Source organism: Streptomyces sp. NPDC027189, assembly GCF_055566975.1.
Genome location: NZ_JBVHRI010000001.1, coordinates 98613 through 122158, shown reverse-complemented (window position 1 = coordinate 122158; position 23546 = coordinate 98613). Strand labels below are relative to the sequence as shown.

At 69.8% G+C, this 23546-nt stretch carries 14 protein-coding genes, 1 tRNA gene and 1 pseudogene; 3 read left to right on the top strand and 13 right to left on the bottom strand.

What is annotated here, in order from left to right:
- Positions 1-59: 59 nt before the first annotated feature.
- The 11 genes and pseudogenes from ACZ4RZ_RS00545 to ACZ4RZ_RS00495 form a co-directional block, all read right to left on the bottom strand.
- Positions 60-1820 (bottom strand): beta-ketoacyl-[acyl-carrier-protein] synthase family protein, encoded by a 1761-nt coding sequence (locus ACZ4RZ_RS00545; RefSeq protein WP_467740629.1) that lies wholly within the window; start codon positions 1818-1820, stop codon positions 60-62.
- Positions 1821-2281: 461 nt separating this feature from the next.
- Positions 2282-2724, bottom strand: a pseudogene (locus tag ACZ4RZ_RS00540) (MarR family winged helix-turn-helix transcriptional regulator).
- 92 nt (positions 2725-2816) lie between these two features.
- Positions 2817-4352 carry an L-piperidine-6-carboxylate dehydrogenase gene (amaB, locus tag ACZ4RZ_RS00535; RefSeq protein WP_467740627.1) on the bottom strand — a complete coding sequence of 512 codons (1536 nt, stop codon included), beginning with the start codon at positions 4350-4352 and terminating at the stop codon, positions 2817-2819.
- A gap of 274 nt (positions 4353-4626) precedes the next feature.
- On the bottom strand, positions 4627-5052 hold the full coding sequence (locus ACZ4RZ_RS00530) for a hypothetical protein (protein WP_467740625.1): 426 nt from the start codon (positions 5050-5052) through the stop codon (positions 4627-4629).
- Positions 5052-5948 carry a tetratricopeptide repeat protein gene (locus ACZ4RZ_RS00525; RefSeq protein WP_467740623.1) on the bottom strand — a complete coding sequence of 299 codons (897 nt, stop codon included), beginning with the start codon at positions 5946-5948 and terminating at the stop codon, positions 5052-5054. The genes ACZ4RZ_RS00530 and ACZ4RZ_RS00525 overlap by 1 nt, the downstream gene beginning before the upstream one ends.
- A gap of 232 nt (positions 5949-6180) precedes the next feature.
- Positions 6181-6375 (bottom strand): hypothetical protein, encoded by a 195-nt coding sequence (locus ACZ4RZ_RS00520; RefSeq protein WP_467740621.1) that lies wholly within the window; start codon positions 6373-6375, stop codon positions 6181-6183.
- A 1267-nt stretch (positions 6376-7642) separates the two neighbouring features.
- The gene (locus tag ACZ4RZ_RS00515) at positions 7643-8056 is read right to left on the bottom strand and encodes a cytidine deaminase family protein (protein WP_467741903.1); all 414 of its coding nucleotides are present in this window, start codon (positions 8054-8056) and stop codon (positions 7643-7645) included.
- A 146-nt stretch (positions 8057-8202) separates the two neighbouring features.
- Positions 8203-9207 (bottom strand): helix-turn-helix domain-containing protein, encoded by a 1005-nt coding sequence (locus ACZ4RZ_RS00510; RefSeq protein WP_467740619.1) that lies wholly within the window; start codon positions 9205-9207, stop codon positions 8203-8205.
- A 114-nt stretch (positions 9208-9321) separates the two neighbouring features.
- The gene (locus ACZ4RZ_RS00505) at positions 9322-13101 is read right to left on the bottom strand and encodes a S8 family serine peptidase (RefSeq protein WP_467740617.1); all 3780 of its coding nucleotides are present in this window, start codon (positions 13099-13101) and stop codon (positions 9322-9324) included.
- A gap of 373 nt (positions 13102-13474) precedes the next feature.
- The gene (locus ACZ4RZ_RS00500) at positions 13475-17176 is read right to left on the bottom strand and encodes a S8 family serine peptidase (protein WP_467740615.1); all 3702 of its coding nucleotides are present in this window, start codon (positions 17174-17176) and stop codon (positions 13475-13477) included.
- A 535-nt stretch (positions 17177-17711) separates the two neighbouring features.
- Positions 17712-18509 (bottom strand): hypothetical protein, encoded by a 798-nt coding sequence (locus ACZ4RZ_RS00495; protein ID WP_467740613.1) that lies wholly within the window; start codon positions 18507-18509, stop codon positions 17712-17714.
- Positions 18510-19243: 734 nt separating this feature from the next.
- Between ACZ4RZ_RS00495 and ACZ4RZ_RS00490 the strand changes: the two genes are divergently transcribed.
- Together ACZ4RZ_RS00490 and ACZ4RZ_RS00485 are read left to right on the top strand one after the other, a co-directional pair.
- The gene (locus ACZ4RZ_RS00490; RefSeq protein WP_467740611.1) at positions 19244-19690 is read left to right on the top strand and encodes a hypothetical protein; all 447 of its coding nucleotides are present in this window, start codon (positions 19244-19246) and stop codon (positions 19688-19690) included.
- 12 nt (positions 19691-19702) lie between these two features.
- The gene (locus ACZ4RZ_RS00485) at positions 19703-20779 is read left to right on the top strand and encodes a zinc-dependent alcohol dehydrogenase family protein (RefSeq protein WP_467740610.1); all 1077 of its coding nucleotides are present in this window, start codon (positions 19703-19705) and stop codon (positions 20777-20779) included.
- Positions 20780-20854: 75 nt separating this feature from the next.
- On the opposite strand, the gene ACZ4RZ_RS00480 is transcribed toward ACZ4RZ_RS00485, so the two are convergent.
- A complete protein-coding gene (locus ACZ4RZ_RS00480) occupies positions 20855-21859 on the bottom strand; it encodes a DUF6215 domain-containing protein (protein WP_467740609.1) in 1005 nt (334 codons plus the stop codon).
- Between the two features lie 371 nt (positions 21860-22230).
- Positions 22231-22302: transfer RNA gene (locus ACZ4RZ_RS00475), tRNA-Arg, on the bottom strand.
- A 282-nt stretch (positions 22303-22584) separates the two neighbouring features.
- Here ACZ4RZ_RS00475 and ACZ4RZ_RS00470 point away from each other — a divergent pair.
- Positions 22585-23118, top strand: a complete 534-nt coding sequence (locus ACZ4RZ_RS00470) for a response regulator (protein WP_467740607.1) — start codon at positions 22585-22587, stop codon at positions 23116-23118.
- The last annotated feature ends 428 nt before the right edge of the window (positions 23119-23546 follow it).

Here is a 23546-nt window from a genome sequence, read left to right as displayed (position 1 = left end):
CGGGTAGGGGCGAGGGGGCGAAACAAACCCGGCGCCGCCCACCCGTCCGCCCCCCGAGGTCAGCCAGTACGCCGCAACGCCAGCACCGCGTTGTGCCCGCCGAACCCGAACGAGTTGCTGAGGGCGAGGTCGCCCAGCGGCGGCAGCGCGCGGGGGCCCTTGGTCACCACGTCCAGGTCGATGGCGTCGTCCTGGACCTCGCAGCCGATGGTCGGCGGGATGAGCCCGTGGTGCAGCGTGAGCACGGTGGCGACGGCCTCCACGCCGCCCGCCGCGCCCTGCAGATGGCCGAGATGGCCTTTGAGCGCGGTCACCGGGACGTCGCCGCCCAGCACGGCACGCAGGGCACCTGCCTCGGCGAGGTCGCCGTCGGTGGTGGCGGTGGCATGGGCGTTGACGTGCACGACGTCCACGGCATGGGCGCCCGCGTCCCGCACGGCCCGCCGCAGCGCGAGCGCGACCCCGCTGCCGGACGGGTCGGGCGCGGCCATGTGGTGGGCGTCGGCGGACAGTCCCCATCCGGCGGCCTCGCAGTAGATGCGCGCGCCACGCGCCCTGGCGTGCTCCTCGGACTCCAGCAGCAGGAAGCCCGCTCCCTCGCCGTTCACGAAGCCGTCGCGGTCCTTGGCGAAGGGCCGGGACGGGCTGGTGGACCCGAGTGCGTGGGTGGACAGCGCGCGCATGGCGGCGAACGAGGCCATGATCGCCGGGGTGACCACGGCCTCCGCGCCACCGGCGAGGACCACGTCGACATGCCCGTACCGGATGCGGTCGATGGCCTGCCCGATGGCCTCGGTGCCGGAGGCGCAGGCGCTGGTCACGGTGCGGGCCTCGCCGGTGATGCGCAGGGCGAGCGAGACCTGGGACGCGGCCTGCGAGGGCACGGTCATCGGCGTGGTCAGCGGCGACACGGCACGCGGCCCCTTGTCCCGCAGCTTGCGGTCGCCGCCGACGAGTACGGAGGCGTCACCAAGAATGGCGCCGACGCTGACGCCGATCCGCTCCGGGTCGAGCCCGCTCTCGGCCGTGCCGGCCGCGTCGAACCCGCCGTCCTGCCACGCCTCGCGCGCGGCGAGCACCGCGAACTGCGCGGCCCGGTTCATCCGCCGAGCCTGCGGCCTCGGCAGCAGCCCGGCGGGATCCACCGGAACGCTCCCCGCTACCCGTACGGGCAGCTCGGCGAACTCCTCGCCCTCCAACTCCCGTATCCCACAACGGCCCTCCACCAGCCCCTGCCAGAGCTCGTCCACGCCCACACCTAGCGGCGTGACGGCCCCGAGCCCGGTGACGACGACCCGCCGGGGCGCGGCGCCGGTGGGCGTACGACGCGGGCGGGGGAGGTGACGTACGACATGTCCCTCCCCGACGGCGCGCGCGAGATGCTCCCGCAGCCCGGCGTCCGAGACGGGTTCCTCGGTCCGGCTCTCCAGATCCCGGTGCCAGCGGCCCCACCTGCGGGTGTACGACTCCTCGACGGCCTGGGGGTCGACGGCGCGCAGCGAGGTGACGCGGTCGCCGTCCCGGAATTCGACCGCCGCGAGATCGGCCGGCGCGATCTCGGGAATTCCGGTGATGTCCATGCGCCGACAGGCCACCGTCACCCGGTGGCCGCGCTCGAATACCTGGTCGTGATCAATTCCGCCGAGGGGCGGCCGCAGGGTCAGCCGAATGGTGTGCGGAGTCTCGGGGAGTGTGTGCATCACCACGTACCACTTGTCTTCCGTCACATCTTGTTCGGAGAGGGCGAGAAGATCACCGGGAATCACTTCGGCGACGGTGACGGCGTGGGGCTGTACGGGAACGTCGGACGAATTGCGCATGGAGCGAGAGCCTTCGGTGCACGGGGGTGGGGGGAATGCCAGGCTCAACTGTCGACGATGAATCGCCAGTTGCCTAGGTGTCCCCACCATCGATGTGCGCAACGTCACGGAAGGCGTTCCCCAATTCCCGCTCCGGAAAAGGGAAATCGAAGGCGTCTGTCCATCGATGTTGAAGAGTGGACCAGTGATCGTCAGTCCCAGGTCATCGCCGGTGCGGGCGATCGGAGCGAACGGGATGAGTGCCGCTCCGAGTGAGTGCGAGATGCCTCGGGAAAGTGATCATTATTAGCTGTCGGGACTGGGCGTCAGTTTCCTTCCAGAACCTGTGTATCGGTATCGTGGCCGACGCCGGAAAGATCACCGGAAGCAGAACTCCGAGATCGGCCTGGATGCCGGGCAATACGCTCGGTCCACCGGCCGGGAGCAGAAGTCCGCTGCTGAACACCGCCATGGCGTGTCCGTCAGCGGCGCGGCCAGGGGCGCCCGTCCAGGCGCTCGATGTCGCGGTTCAGGCGTCCGAGGTAGTCGGCGAACTCGGCGTCCAGTCCTCCATCACCTTCTCCAGGCCCTGCAGGTTCGCGGCGCGGTCGGCGGCCAGTCGGCGCTCGCCCTCGGCGGTGATGGCGAACTTGCGGGCGATGCCCCCGTCGGGGTCGGGGATGCGCTCGACGATCCCGGCCCGCAGCATGGCGGCGGTCTGCCGGTTGAGCGTGGAGGTGTCCAGCCCGAATGCCTCGCTGAGCCGGCCGATGGACATCGGCCCGTCCACCTGGATGCGGCTGAGCAGAAGGTAGGCGCTGCGGTCGAGCCGCCGGTCGCCGTTCCGCATGCGCGGTGTCAGCAGGTGCATGTACCGCCCGAGCAGCATGGTCTCGAATTCGATCAGATCAAGGGGCTTGTCCATGCGGGGTTCCTTCGGCTCGGGAGCAGGACTCAGGGGCGGCCTCGGTGAGGCCGCCCCCGTTCAACACTCCACCGCCGGCGCCCGGTTGGGGCCTACTGCGAGAAGTCCACCCCCTGCGCCAACGCCACCCGCCCCGAGTAGTTCACGGTGTTGGTCGCCCGACGCATGTACGCCCGCCAGGCGTCGGAGCCGGACTCGCGGCCGCCGCCGGTCTCCTTCTCGCCGCCGAACGCACCGCCGATCTCCGCGCCCGACGTACCGATGTTGACGTTGACGATGCCGCAGTCCGCGCCGTCGGCGGCCAGGAACCGCTCCGCCTCGCGCTGGTCGGCGGTGAAGATCCCGGACGACAGACCCTGCGGTACGTCGTTGTGCAGCCGGATCGCCTCGTCGAAGTCGCGGTAGGTGAGGACGTACAGGATCGGCGCGAAGGTCTCCTCGCGGACGACGGCGGTCTGCGCGGGCATCCGCACCAGGGCGGGGCGGACGTAGTAGCCGCCGGGCGCCGCATCCGCCAGCTGCCGTTCGCCGCCCGCGCACAGGGTGCCGCCATCCTCGGCGGCACGGTCGAGGGCAGAGCGCATCCCGGTGTACGAGGCCTTGTTCACAAGTGGCCCGACCAGCGTCGACTCCTCGAACGGGTCGCCGATCGGAAGCCGGCCGTAGGCGGCGCTGATCCGATCCACGACGGCGTCGGCGACGTCGGCATGCACGATCAGCCTGCGCAACGTGGTGCACCGCTGGCCCGCCGTGCCCGCGGCGGCGAACACGGCTGCGTTCACGGCGAGATCGAGGTCCGCCGACGGAGCCACTACGGCCGCGTTGTTTCCGCCGAGTTCCAGGATGCTGCGGCCGAACCGGGCGGCCACCCGGGGCCCCACCGCGCGCCCCATCCGGGTCGATCCGGTCGCGCTGACCAGCGGCACCAGCGGCGAGTCCACCAGTCGCTCACCCATCTCCGCCGCACCGAGCACGACCTGGCCGAGGCCCGCCGGGGCGCCGGTCTCGGCGATGGCGCGGTCGAGCAGGGCGGTACAGGCCAGCGCGGTGAGCGGGGTGAGCTCGGACGGCTTCCAGACCACGGTGTCACCGCAGACCAGGGCCACCGCGGTGTTCCACGCCCACACGGCGACCGGGAAGTTGAAGGCGGAGATCACACCGACCACGCCCAGCGGGTGCCAGGTCTCCATCAGCCGGTGGCCGGGGCGCTCGGAGGGCATGGTGCGGCCGTAGAGCTGCCGGGAGAGACCGACCGCGAAGTCGCAGATGTCGATCATCTCCTGCACCTCGCCGAGTGCCTCGGAGCGGATCTTGCCCGCCTCGACGGTGACCAGGTCGGCGAGGTCCGCCTTGTGCTCGGTGAGCAGCTCGCCGAACCGCTTGACCAGCGTGCCCCGCACCGGCGCCGGCGTGGTCCGCCAGCTGAGGAACGCCGCGTGGGCGGCCTCGACGGCTCGCTCGACTCCCTCCGGGGTGTCCGCACGCAGGCCGAACAGCTCCGCCCCGGTGATCGGCGTACGAGCGCTCATGGCGTCGCCCTTGACCGCGGCGAGCTCGACACCGCAGCGCGCGAGAGCGGCCTCGGCCCGGGCGCGGATGTCGTCGGTGCTGCTGAGTTCGGTAACCATGGCGACTCCCTCGTCGATTCAATGGTCGTACCGGGTCCGTGTGCGTGCGGCCCTCCGCAGGACCGCCAGCGCCTCATGGAGGGCCTCCAACCCTCGAGCGTAGGCAGCACCCACGGTGTTTTCCGCCGTACGCTCCTCCTGCCCTGCGCCGTTCCGCCGTCCGCCGCAGCGCGGGGGGCCGCTCGACAGAGACGGGAACATCCACGCCGATCCCCGGCCGGTCGCGCGCTCGGCATGGAGGACCAGGGCCTTGGGCAGCGCAATTGCGTGTGTCCTAGACGCTGCTGCCCGTTGAGGGAGGAACTGGGTCGGGAGGTGGCTGAGAAGCTGCTGTGACTGCTGAAACGCGGCGGGCGGGCCGACCCAACGCGTTCTCCAGCGAGCGTCCCGGCATCCGGGAAAGGCCGAAGATCACGGCCAGCGAGATGGACGGAGCGCCGACCGCGAACGCCGCCACCAACGGTTCGCCCGCGTCGAGACTGTACTTCGCGAAGACGAGCATCGCGGAGACCGAGGCCAGAGCGAAGACTTGCCCCATGGCTCGCTGTCCGACGGCGGCCCAGGCCAGACGGCGACGGTGGCGTTCGTCGGTTCGGAATTCCTCCCAGATCTCAGCTGCGAGGCCGGGCTTGACGGACTCCCAGTCCCTGGCGACTTTCGCGTCCCAACGCGGTCCTGGGCCAGTGTCCTGCCGTGCCATCACTGGTCCCGGCCATGCACTCGATCGACTGGGGCATCGGATTCAGGGAACCGCTCGGTCAGGAGTTGTTCTTTCAGCAACTCGACCCATGCCAGGCCGTCCGAAGCCCGCGTGTGCCCGGCCTGGGCCGCCTGTCGAATCCATCGTGCTGCTTCGAGGAAGTCTTCCTGCTCCGCCAAGAGCAGTCCCAAGTTGTACGCGGAGTCCGCGCTACCCCGGGTTGCGCCCTTGCGCCACCAGTATTGAGCGCGCCCTACATCGTCCCGTTCCTTCCACAACAAGCCCAGCAGCGAGTCGGCATCCGCCACACCCTGGTCAGAAGCTGCGGTCCACGCCCTCTCGGCTTCGCTGAGCCGGCCTTCGTGCCGCAGGACCAGCCCGAGATCCTTTCCGGCCAGGGCCTGGCCGTGGTGGAACGCCCGGCGCAGCCGGTGTTCAGCCTGGCTGTAGTTGCCCACCCTCACCAACGCCAGCCCCAGATAGTGCGTGGCCCGACCGTCGCCCCGGGCATAGGCCTTCTCCCAGAGCAGGCGCGCCTCACTCACGGCACCGTGGCGGAAGCGGAGTACTCCCAGGTCTGTGAGGGCTTGGACACTTCCCGCATCTGCCAATTCTTTGAGTACGTTCGCTGCTTCTTGCGCACGGCCCACGCGTGCGAGACGAAGGGCCCGAACATGGGCCTCATCCCCGACCTCATCAGGGCGAAGGGCCGGAGGAGCGTAGTCGGCCGCATCCGGCGTGGCCGTTGCCTGAACTTCAGTGGCAGACCGGCCCTCGGGTGGCCGGCCGAGCGTCGCATAGGCGCTTGCCCAATGACGCGTAAGACGATCGTGGAAGTCGTGGTCCTCGGGCCGTTCATCGACGGTGAGATGGCCAGGCGCGAAGACGTCGAGCATACCGTCGAGGACGGTCCTCCAAGTCACCCTTCCGCCCCCTGTCACCTCGCTCACACCGATCAACTTTATTGCAGCGAGGTCTAGTTGGGCAGAGTATTCGGTGTGACAGGTCGATCCGGCGGGCGAGACTCGGCCACCTCGCAGGGCCGGTGCCGGTGGTGCACGCAGACAGGGTCGGTTCCCGCGATTGCGGCATGGGCGCACTCTGAGCACTCTTGACCAGGTCTCCTGTTCAGCCGACCGCCGCGGCCCTGCCCTCCACCGGGGGCTGCGGGTTGGACATGCCCTTGTGGGTGTCACCATCGGGGTCCGTGCGGTAGCCGGGGAATCCGCTGAAGACATACCGGACGTTGGAGGCCCCGTTCGGGGAGTAACCCCAGTGGTCCTTGATCGACTTGTTGCTGGCGAAGCAGGCGCTCTGGGACAACTGCGTCGTCTCGGAACAGGAGTTGTGTGAATGCGAAAGCAGGCCCGGTTGCAGGCGGAGCTGCACGCATCAGCCGCACAGGAGGTCGCGGCGGACGCGGACGGCGCAGTCGCGAGGACGGTGGCGAACGAGGCCACCACAGCGGCGAGCGCGGCTACGGATCTGGCAGGGCGCCACGGTGTTTCCCCCTGTTTCCTTCTGCCGCAGGGCAGGGGGTGTCCCGTCGCACCTGGGGACTCTGTACGGCGTGCCGGGGCGGCGCCGCCGCGCGCAGTGCGCTCAATGCGCTGCGGGGTAAGCGCAAGGTGCCGGCGAGCGCCCCTGATCATCGACCGCGGTCTGCCCTGGACGGGCCCGGAGCGGACCCGTGTGCCGGGTCTCCCTGTGCGGCTCGCCGGCTCGTGCATGCGTCTGCGCGGTGCCGTGGTCCGAGGAGGCCGCCGGGCGAGCGCTTCATTGGTGCGATTCCGGTCGCGCTGGGTATGACCCAACTCGGGTAGGAGAGCACCGTATGCCCCGGTTTGGGTGCGGGGCAGCCAGGCCCGGAGGGTGGTGACGTGTGACCCCGGAGAACCGTGCTGAAGCCCCGGCCCAGCCGCCCACGATTGGGGGCCCCGACCGTTGCGGAAAACAGGGGCCTTCCGTTTTGACTGTCGGAGGCGTAGGTTCCGGTTACCCCGCGAAGCGCCTTTCGAGGCGTTGGCCCGCCAGTTCCGGGACGGCGGGCCGCGCGGGGGCCAATTGCCTGGTCGCGGCCATGTCTTGGCAGACAGTGCTCGCTGCCTGAGCGCCGGTTCCGCCAACGGGGTCGGTCGCCCCCGCACGAGGAGATCCCTGCGATCCCGTCGCCGGGCCGCGAGCAGCCGCCCCGCGGTGCCGGCGTCTCAGGCGCCACGGTTTTCCTGTGGCCGACGAGTGGGGGCGCCGCTTGCGGGAGGGATGCGGTTGCCCCTTTCCGGCCTGGTCCCGGAAGAAGTTGGTTGCGGTGCGGGCAACCGCCGTCTGCCGGCCGGGTGGGGGAAAGGCGCGCGGTCCGGCTGACGCATGGGGAGCGTTGCCAGGCGTTGCAGCCGAGGTGGGTTGTCATCGGGAGTGCCCCCATTACGCCCAGAGCTGTATTCCCCCGCGCTGTGCGCGGCCTTCGATCACAGATCGACCTGACCTTCGTCAGGCAGTGCGGGTAGCGGGGCTGGAGGGGGCCAGTGCCGCATCAGACAACGTTCGCCCTGTTGTCGGCCGGCGGTGCCGGCTCGCGCTGAGTGGCGGTCTACTCGGCGTCGAGCTGGTGGTCGGCCCAGATGTAGCTTTCGGGGAGCAAGTCGGTGATATGGACGGTTCGGACGCGGTCCGCTTCGCCGACGATGACCTTGAGGGCGGGGAAGTAGTCGAGAAGGACCTGACGGCAGCGGCCGCACGGGGGGACAACCCCGCGGTCGCGGTCGCCCACGGCGACGATCGTGTCCAGCTCGTAGATGCCCTGGGCGGCTGCCGCGCCGATGAGGACCAGCTCGGCGCAGGGGCCTCCGGTGAAGTGGTAGGCGTTCACCGCGGTGACGATCCGGCCGTCGCTGGCGCGGGCCGCGGCTGCCATGGTGTGGTTGTCGCCCCGGCAGTGAGTGCGCGCGACGTGCGCCGCGGCCTGGATGAGTTCGTGGTCGACGTGGTGGGTCTTGGTGGTCATCTTCTCTGCCTTCGTCGGCTGCCAGGCGACGTTGACCCCCGTGACGATGGTGCGCAAGCGCATATCGCCACCCGGCGGCGGCCGCGTGCCATGGCGGCGCAGAGTGCGCGGCCTGGACCCGGAGCGAACGTTCCGGACGGTGCGGTTCACAGCCATCCGCGGCGTGCCGCCTGCCAGGCGAGTTGCATACGGGTCGTCGCGCCGGCGTGCTCCATCATGCCCTGGATACGGCGCTGGACGGTCCGCCGGCTCAGCCCCATCTGCGAGGCGATCGCTTTGTCTGCGACTCCCGCCACCAGCAGGGACAGCAGCTTGTGGTCGGTGGGGGAGAGGGAATTGGCCCCGCCGACCGCGTCGGTGCTCGAGACCGCGCCGGCGTCGTCGACATGCAGGGGGACGGCGTCCTCCCAGTAGCGCTCGAAGAGGGCGATCAGGGCTGCGAGCAGATTGCTGTCCCTGACCAGCGCGGTGGTGGGTTCCTCCGGGCTGCCGTGGGGTCCGCCGGCCACGAGGGGGAAGATGGCGACGGAACGGTCCGCGATCGCCAGGCGCAGCGGCAAGTGCGGTACGGCCCGGGCGACCTCGCCGGCCCGTACGCCCGCAACGACGTTGTCCACGGCACCTTCGTCGTCGAAGAACGCCTTCTCGTACAGCACCCGGTACCGAACGCCCCGGGTCAGTGCCTGGAACTCCTCGGCGTTGCTGCCCGACGGCATGGCCACGTACTGGGCCTTGCAGAACCAGAGCATCTCGTCCTGGGCGCCGGTCTGGATCTGCCGGAGGTGCTGGCGCAGGGCTTCGGCCCCGGTGATGACCTCCAGCAACTGGCCGGCGTCGTGCCGGCGCATCGTGTCCCGGTAGGACTCGACCAGACGGGTGGCCTCGACCCGGGCGAGGTCCAGTGCGTCGGCGCTGCGCTTCAGCCGGGGCAGCAGCGCCACGTCCGGGGGTACCGCCCGGAACACCCGCGGGGTCGCGTCCGTATGGCTGGCCAGGCCCTTGGACGTCAGCGACGTCAGGATCCGCTCGGCCTCCAGCTCCGTCAGACCGGCCCGCTGGACGAGGTCCGCCGTCGTAGCGCGGCCGGACGTCACGAGCAGCCCGTAGACGGACTCCTCCTCGGGAGAGACTCCGGCGGGCTCCAGCACCACGAATGTCCCTCCTCGGCCCCTGGGATTCAATGATTGAACTCGGTGGTTGAATACCGTACTACATCAGGGGGAGGAGAGGGGGCGTACGGCGAGCCGTACGCCCCCTGGGGGGTGCTACCGGTGCAGGGCGTACGCGCGCTGCACGGTCTGCCGGACCGAGTTCCCGGCGGCGTCACGAGCCGTGACGCGGAGGGTCACCCAGGCGTCGTCGGGCGTGCTCCGCGACGGCCCCTCGATCCCGGCCCGGAAGGCGTTGTGACCGCGGTCGGTCACCTCCGACCGGTGCCAGGTGCGACCGTCGTCGTAGGAGGCCTCGACACGGACCGTCACCCCGCGTGGAACGGACAGGCCGTCCTGGAGGCGGACCCGGACACCGATGGTGTGCGCACCCCCGGCGCGTATCGCGTTGCGCGCGTCGACCGGTACGTCGTAGTCGAGCTGGAGCAGCGACAACGGCGTGGCGGTGTCCGTCCGGCCCGACGGGAAGGACCAGGAGGTGCTGGTGGCGACGCCCGACGTCCAGTCCGGCGAGTTCCGTGAGGTCGTCAGATCCAGCCGGTACTGGGCCCGGTCGGCGGGAACCTCCACGTCCGACCAGGCGCCGTCCAGCTCCTCGATCCTCTGGCCGTCGCGATACAGGACGGCGCCCGTGGCGTCACCGACCGGATCCGCACCGGAGGTGCCGACACCGCCGCCGCCGTCGCCGGCCGCGGCCCGCGACCAGTGCCCGGCCTGCGAGTCCGTGAACTCCGGGATGCGCAGTCGCAGCACGTTCCCGTCGCGCACCGTCGCGGTGGCGGTGCCGGCCGGAATCGACGGCCGGACGACAGCGCCCTGCCAGGTCTCGTGCGGCTGTTCGCCGGCTCGGTAGGTCCGCGGGTCGTCGCGCATGCCGACGGCGAGCGGCATGTCGACGTCCCATGTCGTGGTGTGGTGCACCAGGTGCTGCCACGTGGTGTCACCGGCACTGACGTACTCGGTCCGGGCGAAGCCGGTCGGCACGAACCGGGTGTACTGGAGCCAGGCCGTGCCCTGGTACGGCCGCCAGCCGAAGCGCTGCTCGCTCGCCCAGCCGGTACCGCCGTTGTCGGCGTACGTGCTCGGGACGACCGCGCTGTTGCTGTCGGACACGGTGTGCACGACATGCCGGGGGATCTGCTGCGCGGACACCTGCATCACGTCGTACAGGTACGGGCTGCGGGCGGTGCCGGAGAACTTCACCGTGGTGGTGCGGTCGGCGAGGCGTGCCAGCAGTTCGGCTCCCGCATGGGCGCCGATCCGCACGGTCGGCACGGCCCAGCGCTCACCCTGAGGGCTCCAGCGGGTCCAGCCGATGTCGCTGAAGTGGACGAGCATCACGGCGCGAACGCCTGCCGCGGCCGCCCGCGCGACGAGGTCCTTCTCGTCGGCGCCGGTCGGGTCGTTGACGACCGCGAGCCGGCCACGGGCGTGCCGGAAGTCGGGGGTGGCGGCATCACCGGCGTCGACCGCGGTCAAGGTGGCCCCGCGGTCGCCGAAGAGCGGCGAGGCGGGCATGTAGTAGGCGTTGAGATCCAGGTCGGCGCCCGGCACCCGGGCCTGCAGGAGCGGGGCGACGAGCTGCCAGCGCGAGGCGAACTCGAAGGTTCCCTCGGTGACCTTGGCGGTCGGACTCACCAGCAGACGCTTGGCGACGTCGAAGTACATGGTGCCCTGGAGCAGGCTGTGGCCGTCGAGCTTCCGGTACGTCTGGTAGTTGAGGACACCGCGCTGTTCCGCGGGCCGGGGCGTGCGGATGTTCACCGGGACCGTCTTGCGGGCGTCGAGGGTGACGGTCGTGTCCTTGGTGACCTTCACCTCGGGCAGCACCACCTCGCGCAGTTCCTGCCCGTCGCCGACCGTGTCCAGCCAGCTGGTGTTGACCTGGTAGACGCCCTCCTCGACCTCGGCGACGGCCGGTTCGGTGCTCGTGTAGCCCACGAACCCGTCGGCTCCCCAGATGGTCGGCAGGGCCGGGACGGGCTTGCCGTCCTTGTCGTACGTCTTCACGGTGACCCGGTGGACCGGCCCGTGCACCACGAGGCTGAGCGTGGTGTGCACGGCGGTCTTCCCGTCCGCCGACGCGGCCGTCACATAGCCGTAGAACTTGCCCCTCCCGGCACGGGCCGGGTCGACGGTCACCGGGACCTCCGCCGTCGCTCCCGCCGGGACGCGCACCGACCCGGAGCCGAGGCGCACCGTGCCCTCGGCGGGCGTCTTGCCGCCCGCGGTGGACAGCTCGACGGTGAGTGCGAGCGTGAGGTCCTGGTCGGAGGTGTTCGTGTACCGCAGCTTCGACGCGTCGTCGGTACCGGAACCGGTCGAGAACGGGCCGAGGGCGAGGGTGCCGGTGGCGGTGACCGTCCCCAGGGCCGCGGCGCGCACGTCGATCCGGCCGCCCCCCTGCTCGGTGACCTCCTGACCAGGAACCGTACGTGCCGTGCTGACCAGTGCGTCCTTCAACTGCGTGGCGGACCAGTCGGGGTGGCGCTGGGCGAGCAGAGCGGCGGCACCTGCCACGTGCGGGGTCGCCATGGACGTACCGGAGGCCGCGACGTAGTGCTCGTCCACCGGATCGCCCATCGTGGTCCCAGCCGCGCGGGCCGCCACGATACCCACACCGGGTGCCGTCACATCGGGCTTGACCGCGTCGTCGCCGAGGCGTGGTCCGCGGCTGGAGAACGGGGCGAGCGAGTCGTCCCGGTCGACGGCTCCGACCGTGAGCGCGGCGTCCGCCGCCCCCGGGGAGCCGACCGTGCCTGCACCCTGCTGCCCGCTGTTGCCCGCCGCCACGACGAACAGGGTGCCGGTGGCCCGGCTGAGTTCGTTCAGCGCCTCGCTCATGGGATCGGTGCCGTCGGAGGGTTCCTCCGAACCCAGGCTCATGTTGACGACCTTGGCTCCCTGCGAGGCCGCCCACTCCATGCCGGCGATCACCTGCGAGGCGCTGCCGTAGCCGTCGTCGCCGAGGACCTTGCCGACGAGCAGCTCCGCGGCGGGTGCGACTCCCTTGCGGCTGCCGCCGGACGCGGCACCGCTGCCGCCGACGATGGACGCGACGTGGGTTCCGTGCCCGAAGACGTCCCCGGTACCGGAACTGCCGGAGAAGTCCCTGGCCTCGGCGATCCGCCCGGCCAGATCGGGATGGGTCTGGTCCACGCCGGTGTCCAGGACGGCGACCTTCACCCGGTCGCCCCGGTAACCGGCCTGCCACACGTCCGGCGCACCGATCTGTGCCGTGCTGCGGTCGAGGGACGCGCCCACCCGGCCGTCCAGCCACACCCGCGGGGTGGCGGCGGCCTCGGTCGCCCGCATCTGCCCGCCGGCGGGGACCAGTTCCTTCCAGAACCGGCCGAGGTCGGTGTCGGACACGCGCATCGCCCGTGCGTCGATGCTGTCGAGCCTGCGGACGGGGGACTCCTCCGCCGCCAGAGCGGTGAGGTCCTTGACGGCAGAGGCCGCCACCCCGTCCGCCCGCCCCACGATGAGCGGCAGCGCGTCGGTGTGGGCCTCGTCGTACTTCTGCGCGACGAGCGCCGTCACGTCGAACAACTGCCGGTCGAGGCGGCCGGATGCGACCAGGTTGCCGGCGTCGGACGGAAGCACCGTCAGATGCCCGTCCTGCTCCTGGGTCCGGAAGAGGACGCCCCGTCGCCCGGCGCCAGGGGTGACGGAGGCGATCTGCCGGCCGTTCGAGGCCCTGGTGACCGTCACGCTGTCACCGGTGATCAGTCGCACCGTCGCCGTGCCGTCGGCCGAGGTGCTCGCAACGGCGCCTTCACGCGGGCTACTTGCGCCCGCGGACACGGGCGCCGCCGCCCCGGCTGCCAGCGCCAAGCCTGTCGATATCGCCGCCACTAGGCGGATCCGTCTCATCAGTCCTGTGCCTTCCCTCGGCCCGCAGTGTGGTGTTCATGCGCTGGAAAGAATCAGCTGGCAGCGGATGAGGTGTCACTCGATTCCGGTGGCACAGGTGGGACATGTCGCAACGGTGACACCGCTCGGTGCCGGGCGGCCGGGAGGCGTCCACGGCAACTGCACCCCGGGCGCACGCCCCGAACCCCTTTGATCGACCGGCGGATCGCGGGGGGAGGAGCGGAGGGAAGCGGAGCGCCGCTGCTGCGAGGAGCGTCGACCGGCGCCACGGTGGCCCGGCTGATGTGGACTCGTACCGAAATACCATGGTGCGCATGCCGCCGGGCGGGGCCGCCGACCGCAGCCCCGCCCGGTTCGTGCTCCGTCGGTGACGTCAGCGCAGGCCGAACGCTCGGGTGATCGTCTGGGAGACGGTGTTGCCGGCGCTGTCATGGGCGGTCACCCGGAGGGTGGCGAAGCCCGCCGACTTCGGTGCGCGCAGGCTCGTCCGCCATCCGTCGCCGGTGCGGGTCAGGTCGCTCCGCAGCCAGGTCTTGCCGTCGTCGTAGGAGACCTCGATGGAGGGCTTGGCGATGGCGGCGGTGGTGCCGGGCAGGTGCGAGGCGGTCACCGTCAGGTCGGCATGCCGATCGGCCCGGCCGGCCCTGTCGGTGTCGACGCCGTAGTCGAGTTGGATCAGCGGGAGAGACTCCGTCGACTCGGCCCCGGTGGCCGCGGAGGTGAAGTTCCACTCGGTCAGCGTGTGCGTCGAGTACGGGCCGGCCCAGGCTGCCCGGTCGTTGTCGACCACCAGCCGGTAGGGCAGCGGCTCCGCGGCGAGCGCGGGGACCTGCAGCCACTCGGCGTTGCCCCAGTCGAGCTGCCGGTCGCCCTGGTAGAGCGACATCCAGTCCTTGACGTCGAAGTTGGCCCTGGCTTCGCCCACATGGCCGGCGCCGGAGTCACCCCACCCGGGTGCGGTGATGTACATCGTGTCGAGGTAGCGCACCGGCTGGTAGCCCATCGGGCCCATCCGGGGCCGCTGGATCGGCCCGAACCAGCTGACCTTGCCGGTCTTCCGTGCCGGGTAGCGGAGGACGCCGATCGAGTGCTGCCCGGTCTCGCCCTGGATGACGGCGTCGTCCAGCCAGGTGGCGGCGGAGGTGACCCAGTCCGTCCGCTCGCCCTGGGCGGGAGCGGTGAGCTGGTTGCCCACGGCCCAGCCGCGCCAGACGTCGGGGCGGAACTCCATCGCCTTGCCCGGCCGGTAGTTGCGGAACGAGACGTCCACCCTGCCCAGGTCCTTCGGCTCCTCCCGCCAGGTCGGATCCGCCGGGACGGCGCCGGACCAGTGGTGCACCACGTCGTAGACGTAGTCGGTGGTGGGGTGCGAGGTGACCTTCAGCTTGACCGCTCCGTGCCGGAGCGCGCCGATCAGATCGGCGCCCTGGTCGGCGTTGAGGGTCGCCACCGTCAGCGGGGCCGGGCTCTCCGGGCTCCAGGGAGTCTCGTCCCAGGGCTGCAGCCGGCCGATGCCGTCGTTGACGACCACGAGCACCTGGGCGCCCGCGGCCGCGGCGGCCTGCGCCTGTGCCTTGATCCCGGCAGGGTCGCTGCCCCGGACCACCACGGCCTTGCCGCGCGGGTTCTGCCGCGCGAGCTCCTCGGCCGTGCCTTCGCCGGCGTAGACCGCCGTGAGCGTCCGGGTGCCGGCCGGCAGCGGCTTGGCCGCGCGCTTGACCAGCGGGTCGGCGTAGGTCTGCGAGGTCGTGCCCAGGGTCAGCGCCGGCTGCTCCAGACGGAAGCGGGCACCGAACTCGAACTCGCCGGCGGTGACCTTCTTGCCGGTCGGAAGCGCCCAGATGCTGTCGTAGGACGGGTTGGGCAGCATGGACGACTCGACCAGGCTGTCGGTGAACGACCGGTGGACGTCCAGGCGCGGTGCGACAGCGGTGGTCTGCTGCGGCGCGCGTGCCAGGATCTGACGGGTCTTCCGGCCGTCCAGAGTGACGGTGCGGTCCTGGTCCAGCTGCACGTCGTTGAAGGCGAGCAGTGCCATGCCCCGTGAGTGCGGCCCGTTGGCCCCCCGCACGTCGGCGGTGAGCCAGCCGCTGTAGCTGCCGACTGGCAGCCGCACCGTACCGGTGCCGGACGCGTCGAGGTCGATCACCGTGAAGAGGTGCTCGGCGGTGACGACGACCCTGCCCACCAGCGGATTGCCCGACCGGTCCTTCGCGACGACGGTCAGGTTCTGGCGCTGACCCTCGCGGGCGCCGCCGATCAGGGTCCGGGCCCGCACCGCTCCGGTGCCGTCCGTACCGGTGACCATGGCGCTGACCGGCTGGTCGGCCGTCAGCCGGTCCAGTCGCGCGGTCACGTCGACCGAGATGGTGCCGTGCGCGGGAACGGTGATCCGGTCGTCGGAGAGGGTGAACAACCCCGCCGGGACGGCGCCGTCGACCGCCAGGCCGAGGCTGACCGGGGCGTCGCCGACATTGGTGTACGTCACCTTCTGGACGTCGGTCTCTCCCGGCTTCGGCGGCCAGGTGTGGAAGCCGGAGTAGGCGCTGGCGGTGGCGAAGACCGAGGTGTGCACCGCCGCCAGCGCGTCGAGCCGACCGGCGCCCGCCTGGTACGGCGTGTACGACGGGGTCGCCTTGGCGCTGCTGACCAGCGCCTCCTTCAGCTGCGCACCGGTCCAGTCGGGGTGCTGGGAGGCGAGCAGCGCGGCGGCGCCGGCGACGTGCGGCGTCGCCATCGACGTGCCACTCATCGTGGTGTAGTAGCCGGAGCCCCGCCTGTAGTGCGAGCGCGCCGCGACGATGTCGACGCCGGGTGCGGTGAGTTCGGGCTTCAGCCCGGCGTCGCCCTCACGCGGGCCCTGGCTGGAGAAGTCGGCGAGCTGGTCCGCGGAGTCGACGGCGCCGACGGTCAGCGCGGCGTCCGCGGCACCGGGGCTGCTGATGGCGTGCGGGCCGCCGTTGCCCGCCGCGACGACGAACAGCGCGCCCGTCTCGCGGCTGAGCTGGTCGACGGTCCGGCTCATCGGGTCGGTGGCGTCGCCGCCGCCGCCCAGGCTCATGCTGATGATCCTGGCCCGCTGGTCCCGGGCGGCCCACTCCATGCCCGCGATGATCCAAGACTCCTGGCCCCTGCCGTCGGAGTCCAGCACCTTGCCGATGGCCAGCCGGGCACCGGAGGCGACGCCCCGCTCCTTGCCGTCGGAGGCACTGCCGGTGCCGGCGATGGTCGAGGCGACGTGCGTGCCGTGACCGTTGTAGTCGGTGGCGTCCTCCTCGTAGGGGACGAAGCTGGCGCTGGTGTCGACCTGTCCGGTCAGGTCCGGGTGTTCGGCGTCCACGCCGCTGTCGAGCACCGCGACCTTCACGCCCTTGCCGGAGTTCCCCTCCGCCCAGACCTGCTGCGCGCCGATCTGAGCGGTCGAGTCGGCCAGGTCGGCCTTCACCTTGCCGTCGAGCCAGACCTTGGCGATGCCTCCCGCGAAGGCCGGCTTCGCCGACCGTGCCGCCGCGCCGGAACCGCCGGTGAGCGCGGACCAGAACGCCGGGGCCTGCTTACGGTTCTGCGCGAGGGCGGCACCCTGGATGCTGTCCAGCCGGCGGACGACGTTCGAACCGGCCACCTTCGGCTGGGTCCGGGACCTGGTGGCGGCGTCGGTGTAGCTCACGATGAGCGGCAACCGGGAGGCGCGCGCGTCGTCGTAGCCGTCGGCTATGAGCCGGGTCACGTTGAACAGCTGCTTGTCCAGCTTCCCGGCACCGACGTACGGCAGGACGGCGTCGGGATACACGTACGTCGCCCCGTCGATGACGGCACGGTGGAAGCCCGCAGTGGCTCCGTTCGCGGCTTCGAACGACCGGACGACGGTGCCGTCGAGGGCGGTGCCGATCGTGACCTTGTCACCGGTGATCAGGGTGACGGTGTGTGTGCCGCTGTTGCCGGGTGACTGCTGTGTGGATTGGGCAGGCACGGGGGTGACGGGGGCCGCGGGCACAGCGGCGGTGGCTGGTACGACCCCGAGTGCGAGGGCGGCGACCGCGCCGAGCGCGATCAACCTGCGTCTGGGAACGGGCATTTCGGGCAAGGAAGGCCTCCAAGAGGCACCAGGAACGGGAGTTGACCTGGATCATGGAGGCGCCCTCGGACTCCGGCAATGCATTGCCTCTGGCGCGGGTGCGTCATGGCACAACTGCGCTACCGCCGGGGCGGAGGCGGGACTTGGCAGGGAGCTCGGGCCGCCGGTACGGCGGGTTCAAGGTTGACTGCTTCGGTCCGGAGGGGCCGTGGTTCCGGCGCGGCTGAGTACTGCGGTGACGCCGAAGGGCACGGGTGAGCTTCGCTTCCCGGCGAGATGGGCCGGTGGATACGCTCTGCGGGGCCCCGGGTGCCGGCGAATTCGGGGCGACTGACCGGCGATCGCGCCCACTTGGCAGCTGCTTGATGCGGGGTCCGCCTCATGGCGGGCGGTCGTCGGTCCGCCCTTAGTGCCGATGAGGCCTGCTAAGACGTCATTGCAGTTGGCGAGTCTGCTGTGGCGGACGAGTGCTCCTGCCCTGTTCCCCGAAGGCACCGCCAACCAGGCTGCGGATGCCGTTGGCTGCGGGGTTCGGTCAGCCGCTTTCCCGGTAGTTCATGAACCAGTGCGTGTCGAAATAGCGGGCCATCGTGAACGGGTGGTGCGGGTCAGTGAGGATGCGGCAGACGAACTCCGCGGCCTGGCAGTCGAAGGGGACATGCTCGCCGTCGAAGGAACGGACCACGACGGGCCAGCGGTCGGGGTCGTCGCCGTCGGCCCTCCAGCAGTACAGGTCCTCGTGCTCAGTGCCCGCCCAGATGAGCAGACCGTCCTCCCTGAGCCGCGTCCACGGCTCCTGGTTCAGGTCCAGGTATCCGTCGAAGGCGCCCTTGCCGAACGTCTCGACCATGCGCTTGTAGTCGCTCGGCAGCGCGGTGCCCAGGCGCGACTCCACCTCCGCCCAGTCCAGGTCCGGCCGCTGGGCGGGGTGCGTCCAGCCGGTGATCCGTCTGAGCCGCTCCATCCAGTCGACGTCCTCGTCCGGAGCGACCGCCAAGGGTCCTGGCACCTCCCTGTGAGCGACCACCAACACCGGCCGCTCGGCCCCCTCGGCGTCCCGCGCCGTACCCGTACCGACCCACTGATTCCCGTACGCCCACGCCCGTATCGTCACGGCGCGGTCCTCGAAGGGGACGAGGAGAGCCGCACCCTTGGACTCGTCGACCGTCGGATCGGTGAAGCCGTCGAGGACGAGGGTGCGCGGGGCGCCGTACCTGCTGTCGAGCAGGTCGGTCAGGTCCTGCGGGTTCAGGTCGATGGGCAGGTACGTGTAGCCGTCTCCCGGGCCGAGCTGGGCCAGCAGGTCGTTGACGGTCGCTTGCGTGAGCTCCATGGCGGACAGTGAAGCTCACCGCACTGACAATGGACTTGCTCACAGACGTATCTGACGTCACATCGAGCAGTGTCGGACCGGGGTGCCCATAGCTGAGGTGGCTCGCCGAGTAGGCAATTCCCCAGAGGTAATCCACCGCCGATACCACGGCTGCACCGACGGTCACGAGGAATCTGCCAGCGTGAAGAACCTCAAGTCGCTTGAGGAGGAGGGCGACGCCCTGTAGCGGCCAACACGTGAACGGGGCCTTCGCCCATAGCTCTTGGGGTATTAGGGGTTCTGTCGAGAAGGGAGAGCCTTCGCAAGTTCATCTTCCCCGCAGAGACCCTGATCGCCTCGAACTGGCGGCGGCGACAGAACTTCCGGAAGATCTGGGAGCTGCGGAAGGGGCGCCCGTGACGCGACGACAGTCAAGGATCCTAATTTTGGTGGATTGATTGAACTCGATGAATACGGACGCTCCGTTAGTGGCGAAGTATCGAAGATCGGCGCACTGCACGGAGACCCCGACTCAGTCCCATGAGCCTTCGACGCAGGAGTGCCTAACTCGCCTGTGGGAACTCGAACGGGCCACACCCGGCTTCCTGTCCTCCCGAGAGGCGTCGAGTCGCACAAGCATGCGACATCGTTCCAGTCGTTCCAGAGCCAGGAAGAAATAGGTAAAGGTGTTACGATTATTTCGTATTCCTTGGGGCTGCTCGCAGGAGCTGGTTCCCTACTAGAACGGCTGGAAGATGGCTGACAAGACGACACCGATGTATCTGGGAAGCGGCGACCCGGCGCGGCAGCGCACGGATTACTACCCCCTTTGGCTGGACAACCTTGCCGACGATGTGACCCTGGAGGGCTCGGTTCTGAACGGGGTCGTGCGCGGGGCCGAGGACGTTCGTACGGTGCTGGCCTATGCACGCACTCTGTACGAGCACCAAGACTTCGCCTACATCGGTGAGTACGGAGAGAATGGCTTCGTCGAGGACTACGCATCGAAGGTGCGCGGCGAGCCGATCGCAAACATCGCTGTCGTTTACAGGAACTCAGAGGGGCAGACGCAACATCTAGTGGTGAACCACCGTCCACTGCCGGCGGTCCTGCTTTTCTCTCAGCTGTTGGGCGAGCACTTCGCTGGGACACGGTACGCCCGGTACTTCGCCGCCCCGCCGGCCGATGCTGAGCGAGACTAAAGGAGAGATCTCATGCCCATGCCACAATCCATGCGCGCGCTCGTGGCCGGAAAGGTTGGCGAGCCGGCCGATGTCCTGCGGCTGGAATCTCGTCCTGTTCCCACGCCAGAAGCCGGTCAGGCGTTGATCCGTGTGAAGGCGACTCCGATTCACGCAAGCGATCTGCACGTGCTGCGTGGCCGCTACGGTTTCTCCCCCGAGTTTCCCACTGTTGGTGGGCACATGGAATGCGTGGGCCGTATTGAGGCCCTGGGGCCGGATACCGAGGGGCTAAAGATCGGCGAGCGCGTGGTGGCCGCTGCAATCCCGGCGGTACCCGGGCCCCATGTGGCCGGCACTTGGCAGGAATACCTTGTTGCCGATACGCGAAGGCTCCTGCCGGTCCCCGATCGTCTGAGCGACTCCGACGCCTGTCAACTCGCCGTGAATCCGTTGACCGCGCTGCTCCTGGTGACACGCGAACTCGACGTGCAGCCGGGTGAATGGTTGTTGCAGACGGCCGCGGGCTCCACTGTCGGCCGGCTCGTCATTCAGCTGGCCAGGCATCTGGGTATTCGCACGATCAATGTCGTGCGGCGGCGCGATGCCGTTGAGGAGATCAAGGCGCTTGGTGGTGACGAGGTCATTTGCACTGAGGACGAGGACCTGTTGCAACGTGTGTCTGAGATCGCAGGACCGGCCGGCGTGCACAAGGCCATCGACTGTGTCGCGGGCCACGTAGGTGCCCAGGTATCCCAGGCATTGGCTCCGGGAGGAGAGGTCGTGGTCTACGGCGCGCTCTCTACCCACCGGCAGACCGACCCGGCAGCGCTGACGATCCCGCTGCAGGCACGCTCGGTTATCTACGAGACCAAAGCAGTCCGTGGCTTTTGGCTGAACCGCTGGTTCGGCACTGCCTCACCTGCGGATGCCTTGCGCGCGCTGTCCGAGGTTCGCAGTCTCGTCGCTGATGGAGTGCTGAGCATCCCCCAAGGCCGGCCGTTCCCACTCGAACGCTTCACTGAAGCCATCGCGCTCGCCGAAACACCCGCACGTGGCGCCAAGCCACTCTTCGTCTTCGAAGATGGCCGGGACAACGACGACAGGTAGGACGCGGTATTTGGATAGCGGGAGCCTGTCGCCGGGCGGGCTGTTGGTGGTTTTCGCCGAGATGTTTTCGGCGTCTCATCGGACAGGTCGTTCGGGGATCCTCGGAAGAACCTTCTCGGCGATGTTGAGGAGAACGCTGTCGTTCGGGAGGGCTCCGGACGTGCTCCACACGGTGATGTCGCAGTAGCCGCCTCGGTCATTGCGGTCCAGGGCCACGGACAGCGTCCTGGCCAGGGGGCCTTCTTCGACCGGTCCGCCGGATCCGCCACTCCCGAGATTGATCTCGAGCTTCATGGTGTGATCCGAGGAGAGGACCGCGGGCCGACCAAGAACCGTAAGCGTCTTGATGTCCTTCTCATCCCCGAACTTCATCAGCTTCACGTACTGGTCGGTCGACAGGTCGTTGTAAGTGGCCGAGACATTCACGGTGTACGTGTCGAACGTGACCTCGGCCTCCGGTTGGGCGACCTTCCCATCAGTCAGAGGAGCGGTGTTGTTGGTGCTGGAAGCAGTGGTCGCGGTCTCTCCAGGCGTTCCAAGGAGCTTGGCCAGGTCTGGCCGGTTGAGCGCCTTGCACAGCTCTTCACCGGTCACAGGCCGGGGCGTGTCCTTGTAGGCCTTCGGAAGCTCCTCGTGTGCCCCGCCCGAACACGAGGCGGGCTGCGGGGCGTTGTCGTCGGACGGCATGAAGCGTGGGGCCACCCACAGCGCGGCCGCGAGTGCCCCGAACACGGCCACGGCCGCGACGGCCTGGCTCCATGCGTTGTGCTCCTTCTCCGGAGTGTCCGGGCCGGGACGCGGCCCGGCTCCGGCCTGGGCCTGGGGCTGGGCGGCAGCATCGACCGCCGCCCCGTCTGCGGAGGCTGCCGGACTCGGGTTCCGGCGTGCGCGCAGGGCCCGGATCACCGCGTAGACGCGTATTGCGGTGAACACGAGGAACACCACGCCGAGACCGGCCGCGACCCGATCGTGGTCGCGGACGGCGAGATACATGATGCGTACGCCGAGAACAGACCCGACCGCGATGAGCAGGGGCTCGCGGACCCAGAACGGCAGGAGACGGAGGAGGAAACCGAGCATCTGGCGATCTCACCAGGACAAGATCACATTCGCCATGATGGAAGCCACAGTTCCGGGCACGTGCAGGGCCTGCCGAAGCAAGAGACGCCAAGCCGACGATCCCGAGATCGGCTACCGGGACGACAGCGGGTGCAAGGGCTGAGCCAAAGCTGCCTGATGTTCTGGACCACTCCACTGCCCCGAGCTCGGACACCCACGGCACGCCCGTGACCTGCCGTCCTCTACCGGCCAGGTTCCTGAAACCCACTCGCTGCTCACTCGCGATCAGTGCGTAGCAATGACAAAGAGCCGGACTCAGTAGGACTGGGTCCGGCTCTTAATGTCTGGCACTTTGGCTGGTCAGCGGGTTGATCGCGCTGCTCCGGCTTCTGTGCCCCCGGCAGGATTCGAACCTGCGCACACGGCTCCGGAGGCCGTTGCTCTATCCCCTGAGCTACGGGGGCGTGTCGGGCGCGGTGTTCGCGGCGACGGGTAGAACCCTACCAGCTCCTTCGGGGGTGATTGCCACGGGTTTTGGCGGGGGCGGGGTGGGGTTCCGGGGAGGGGCGGCGGGTCTGTTCTCGGCGTGAGCGCCTCGTCCGGGCCGAGTGGTGGCGGGGCGCGGGCTGGGTGGTGGCGGGGCGCGGGGTGGGTGGTGGCGGGGGCGCGGGTCGAGCCCATGCGCAACCTCCTGACGGGGTGGAACGTGACCCCCCACACGGGATGGAACCTGACCCCCGCACGGGGTGGAAGTGGGGAAAACCCGGACGCGGCGGTGGGCGCGGACCTACTCTCGAGTTGTGTCAGGCGCGTCCGGTCGGGTGCTTGTTGTGGACGACAACAAGGTCATCCGGCAACTGATCAGGGTCAACCTCGAACTGGAGGGTCTCGAGGTCGTGACCGCGGCCGACGGTGCCGAGTGCCTGGACATCGTGCATCAGGTGCGGCCCGATGTCGTGACCCTCGATGTGGTGATGCCTCGGCTGGACGGGCTGCGGACCGCGGCGCGGCTCCGTGCCGATCCCCTTACCCGGAATCTTCCCCTCGCGATCGTGAGTGCCTGCACTCAGCACGAGGTCGAGAGCGGGCTGGACGTGGGTGTCGACGCCTTTCTCTCCAAGCCTTTCGAACCTGCCGAACTCGTGCGGCTCGTACGCCAGTTGATGGAGCGGCGGGGGAGTGGGGGCAGTGCGGGAGGCGGTGGTGAGGGTGGCTCGCCGTCGTTCGAGGCCACCGCCGGGGTCGAGGAAACCGAGCGCGCCGGACGCGCCGGTCACTGACGGGTGCGCATGACCGTCGCTGACGGATACGACCGCGCGTGACGGATGCGACCGCGCGTGACGGATGCGACCACGCGTGACGGATACGACCACCCGTGACGGATGCGACCACCCGTGACGGACACAACGGATACAACGGTCACCGACACGGCGCCGTCCACAGGGCTGAGCGATACGCCCGCCGCTCAGCCCGTCGCCCGTCGCCCGTCGCCCGAAGCCCGACACCCGTCGCCCGACGCCCGACGCCCGAGACCCGAAGCCCGACACCCGTCGCCCGACACCCGTCGCCCGTCGCCCGACACCCGTCGCCCGTCGCCCGTCGCCCGTCGCCCGAGGCTCGAAGCCCGAGGCTCGGAGCCCGTCGCCCGTCCCCCGAAGCAGACCGCACAGCCCTTCCCGTCACCACCCACCGGATCCGGCCCCGTCCA

Excerpts from the sequence above, each read along its gene's own strand:
- ACZ4RZ_RS00545 (WP_467740629.1), bottom strand. The coding sequence starts at position 1,820 with ATGCGCAATTCGTCCGACGTTCCCGTACAGCCCCACGCCGTCACCGTC.
- amaB (WP_467740627.1), bottom strand. The coding sequence starts at position 4,352 with ATGGTTACCGAACTCAGCAGCACCGACGACATCCGCGCCCGGGCCGAG.
- ACZ4RZ_RS00530 (WP_467740625.1), bottom strand. The coding sequence starts at position 5,052 with ATGGCACGGCAGGACACTGGCCCAGGACCGCGTTGGGACGCGAAAGTC.
- ACZ4RZ_RS00525 (WP_467740623.1), bottom strand. The coding sequence starts at position 5,948 with ATGCTCGACGTCTTCGCGCCTGGCCATCTCACCGTCGATGAACGGCCC.
- ACZ4RZ_RS00515 (WP_467741903.1), bottom strand. The coding sequence starts at position 8,056 with ATGACCACCAAGACCCACCACGTCGACCACGAACTCATCCAGGCCGCG.
- ACZ4RZ_RS00505 (WP_467740617.1), bottom strand. The coding sequence starts at position 13,101 with ATGAGACGGATCCGCCTAGTGGCGGCGATATCGACAGGCTTGGCGCTG.
- ACZ4RZ_RS00500 (WP_467740615.1), bottom strand. The coding sequence starts at position 17,176 with ATGCCCGTTCCCAGACGCAGGTTGATCGCGCTCGGCGCGGTCGCCGCC.
- ACZ4RZ_RS00495 (WP_467740613.1), bottom strand. The coding sequence starts at position 18,509 with ATGGAGCTCACGCAAGCGACCGTCAACGACCTGCTGGCCCAGCTCGGC.
- ACZ4RZ_RS00490 (WP_467740611.1), top strand. The coding sequence starts at position 19,244 with ATGGCTGACAAGACGACACCGATGTATCTGGGAAGCGGCGACCCGGCG.
- ACZ4RZ_RS00485 (WP_467740610.1), top strand. The coding sequence starts at position 19,703 with ATGCCCATGCCACAATCCATGCGCGCGCTCGTGGCCGGAAAGGTTGGC.
- ACZ4RZ_RS00480 (WP_467740609.1), bottom strand. The coding sequence starts at position 21,859 with ATGCTCGGTTTCCTCCTCCGTCTCCTGCCGTTCTGGGTCCGCGAGCCC.